This window comes from Mesorhizobium sp. M7D.F.Ca.US.004.03.1.1, assembly GCF_003998635.1.
GTDB lineage: Bacteria > Pseudomonadota > Alphaproteobacteria > Rhizobiales > Rhizobiaceae > Mesorhizobium > Mesorhizobium loti.
In genome coordinates this window covers 1-3466 of the sequence record NZ_RZQG01000646.1, presented here as the reverse complement: position 1 = coordinate 3466, position 3466 = coordinate 1, and the positions used below count along the sequence as shown (strand labels likewise).

The window sequence follows — 3466 nt, the reverse complement described above, 5'->3', positions numbered from 1 at the left end:
CCTCTTGCGCTATGACAGCGTGCACGGCCGCTTCCCGCATGAAGTCTCGGTATCCGGCGACCAGATCACCGTCGGCAAGGAGACGTTCAAGGTCACCGCGATCAAGGATCCGACCCAGCTGCCGTGGAAGGAACTCGGCATCGACATCGCGCTCGAATGCACCGGCATCTTCACCGCCCGTGACAAGGCCGCCGCGCATCTGACCGCCGGCGCCAAGCGCGTCGTCGTTTCGGCCCCGGCCGAGGGCGCCGACCTCACCGTCGTCTACGGCATCAACCACGACCAACTGACCAAGGACCACATCGTCATCTCGAATGCGTCGTGCACCACCAACTGCCTGGCGCCGCTGGCAGCAGTGCTGCACGAAACGGTCGGCATCGAAAAGGGCATGATGACGACGATCCATTCCTACACCGGCGACCAGCCGACGCTGGACACCATGCACAAGGATCTCTACCGCGCCCGCGCCGCGGCCCTGTCGCAGATCCCGACCTCGACCGGTGCCGCCAAGGCGATCGGCCTGGTGTTGCCCGACCTCAAGGGCAAGCTCGACGGCATTTCGATCCGCGTGCCGACCCCGAACGTCTCGGTCGTCGACTTCAAGTTCATCGCCAAGCGCGCGACGACCGTGCAGGAGATCAACGACGCCGTGATCGCCGCCTCCAACGGCAAGCTCAAGGGCATCCTCGGCGTCACCCATCACCCGAACGTCTCGATCGATTTCAACCACGATCCGCGTTCTTCGATCATGGCGCTCGACCAGACCAAGGTGATGGACGGCAACTTCGTTTCGGTGCTGTCCTGGTACGACAATGAATGGGGTTTCTCCAACCGCATGGGCGATACCGCGGTCGCCTTCGGCAAGACCATCGCCTGATCGCAAAGCTCTCTTTTCGAAACCTGGAACGCCCGGCTTTGTCCGGGCGTTTTTCATGCGGGCGGCTGGCGCCTTGCCGATTTGTGTCCTGAGCGCCAAAACATCCGAAAATCAGCGGCATAGGTCAAAAAGCCTCCCTGCCGCCTTGCACTGGTCACGTCTTCGCCCCACTCTCTCGTAAAGCAGGAGACAGACGAATTTGAGGGGCTGATTTCAGGATGGAGCATGCGATCTATCTCGTTACGCTGGTCGGCACAGCGCTTGTCGTCGCCGCCGCGTTTTCGAGCCTGATCGCCTTCCGCTTCGGCGCCCCTCTTCTGCTCCTGTTTCTCTGCATTGGCCTGGCCAGCGGCACCGACGGTCTCGGCATCCAGTTCGACAACGCCCGCATCGCCTATTTTGCCGGCTCATTGGCGCTGGCCGTCATCCTGTTCGATTCCGGTTTCGGCACGCCGCTCAACGCCTTGCGGCAGGCGGCGGGACCGGCTCTGTCGCTGGCGACATTTGGCGTGCTTTTGACCACCGGCCTGTTTGGCGCCGCCGCCCACTATCTGCTCGACCTTACCTGGCTGGAATCCTTCCTTCTCGGTGCTGCCGTCGCCTCCACCGATGCAGCGGCCGTGTTCTTCCTGCTGCGCGCCGGCGAGATCAACCTTCGCGAGCGCGTGCGCTCGACGCTTGAGGTGGAATCCGGCACCAACGACCCGATCGCCATCTTCCTGACCATCACGCTGGTCGAGATCATCGCCGCCCACGCCAACCCAGAGACCAATGTCCTGGTCACCAGCCTGTTCCTCGGCTTCCTCCTCAACATGGGTCTCGGCGCCGTCGTCGGCGTGCTTGGCGGCCTCGCCATCGTGCGCCTCGTCGACCGGCTCAACCTCGACCACGGCCTACTGCCGATCTTCGTGCTGACCTTGTCGCTGATGGTCTTTGCCGCCGCCGGCGCCATTGGCGGCTCGGGCTTCCTGGCGGTCTATATCGCCGGCCTCATCGCCGGCAATTCCGACATCCGCGCCGTCACCATCCTCAAGCGTTTCCAGGACGGCATGTCGTGGCTGGCGCAGATCATCATGTTCCTCATCCTCGGCCTGTTCGCGACGCCGTCGCAGTTTCCGGCGATCATGGTGCCGGCGGTAGCGCTCGGCCTGTTCCTGATGTTCATCGCCCGCCCGATCGCGGTCTGGCTCTGCCTGATCCCGTTCCGTCTGCCGCGCCCCGAAGTCGCCTTTGTCTCCTGGGTCGGCCTGCGCGGCGCGGTGTCGATCCTGCTCGCCATCACCCCGCTGCTCGGCGGGCTGGAAAACGGCCGCGTCATCTTCAACACCGCCTTCATCATCGTTCTGGTGTCGCTGGTCATCCAGGGCTGGACGGTCGGGCCGCTGGCGCGCCGCCTCGGTCTCATCGTGCCGGCGCGGCTCGGCCCGCTGGACAAGGTCGAGCTGGAATTGCCGGGCTCGGCCCATCACGAGCTTCTCGCCTATCGTGTGGCACACGGCAGCCCGGTGGCGCGCGGCGAACGCATCCCGCGCTGGGCACGGCCCTCGCTGGTGCTGCGCGACGGCCGCTCGATGCGCTTCCAGGACATGGGACGGCTCGCCGCCGGCGACCAGGTCTACATCTTCGTGCCGGACCGCTATCCGCGCCTGCTCGACAAGCTTTTCGCCAGCCGCGCCGTGGTCGACCCCGAGGACGCCGATTTCTTCGGTGCTTTCGCTGTCGACCCCGCGCGCTCCGCCGCCGAACTGGAAGCGGCCTATACGCCAGGCCTGACCGAAGCGGAGCAAAAGCTCACCGTCGGCGCGCTGGTCACCGCGCGGCTCGGCGGTCATGCCGAATATGCCGACCGCGTGCTGCTCGGCCCGATCGAGCTGATCGTTCGTGACGTCGACGACAAGGGCAAGATCACAGGCCTCGGCCTTTCCTTCGAGCCGACCGCGCCGGTGGCGCGGGTGCCGGTTTTCCTCAGCGCCGGCGAGATCGGCGACCGTGTCTCCGCCTTCATCCGCAACTGGCGCAAGCCCACCGAGACGCAGATGGCGGAGGCGCGGGCAGACGAGAAACCAGCCTCTGAGCCGACAGCGGAGAAGGTAACGACCGAGAGCTGACAACTTCGATTGTGGGTGCTGCCCTTCATCCGCCCGCCGGCACAGAATCGTACCGCTTTCAAAATTTCGGTTCGAACCCAGCCTAAGCCTTGCATCATCGTTGGCGCGGGGTATGGTCCCCCGGTTTTTCGCGAAAAGGAACCCGCATGGCCGCCTTCAAGACCCTCGACGATATCGGCAACATCAGCGGCAAGCGCGTGCTGGTACGCGTCGACCTCAACGTGCCCGTCTCTGACGGCAAGGTCACCGACGCCACCCGCATCGAACGCATCGCGCCGACCATCGCCGAACTGTCGGCCAAGGGCGCCAAGGTCATCCTGCTTGCCCATTTCGGACGGCCCAAGGACGGTCCCTCGCCAGAATTCTCGCTGGAGCCGATCGCCAGGGCGGCGGCAGATGTGCTCGGCCGCCCCGTCGGCTTCGCCAGCGACTGCGTCGGCGACGTAGCGGGAAGCGCCATCGCCGCCATGAACAAAGGCGA

General features: G+C 65.0%; 3 protein-coding genes. All 3 read left to right on the top strand.

Annotation, left to right across the window (positions count from 1 at the left end; all coding sequences use genetic code 11):
* Nucleotides 1-877, top strand: an 877-nt coding sequence (locus EN935_RS27185; RefSeq protein WP_164771373.1) for a type I glyceraldehyde-3-phosphate dehydrogenase, incomplete at its 5' end; no start/stop codon positions are given.
* A gap of 218 nt (nt 878-1095) precedes the next feature.
* Nucleotides 1096-2985 carry a potassium/proton antiporter gene (locus tag EN935_RS27180; RefSeq protein WP_127264794.1) on the top strand — a complete coding sequence of 630 codons (1890 nt, stop codon included), beginning with the start codon at nt 1096-1098 and terminating at the stop codon, nt 2983-2985.
* A 146-nt stretch (nt 2986-3131) separates the two neighbouring features.
* Nucleotides 3132-3466, top strand: a 335-nt coding sequence (gene pgk, locus EN935_RS27175) for a phosphoglycerate kinase (protein WP_127373809.1), incomplete at its 3' end; no start/stop codon positions are given.

Excerpts from the sequence above, each read along its gene's own strand:
- EN935_RS27180 (WP_127264794.1), top strand. The coding sequence starts at position 1,096 with ATGGAGCATGCGATCTATCTCGTTACGCTGGTCGGCACAGCGCTTGTC.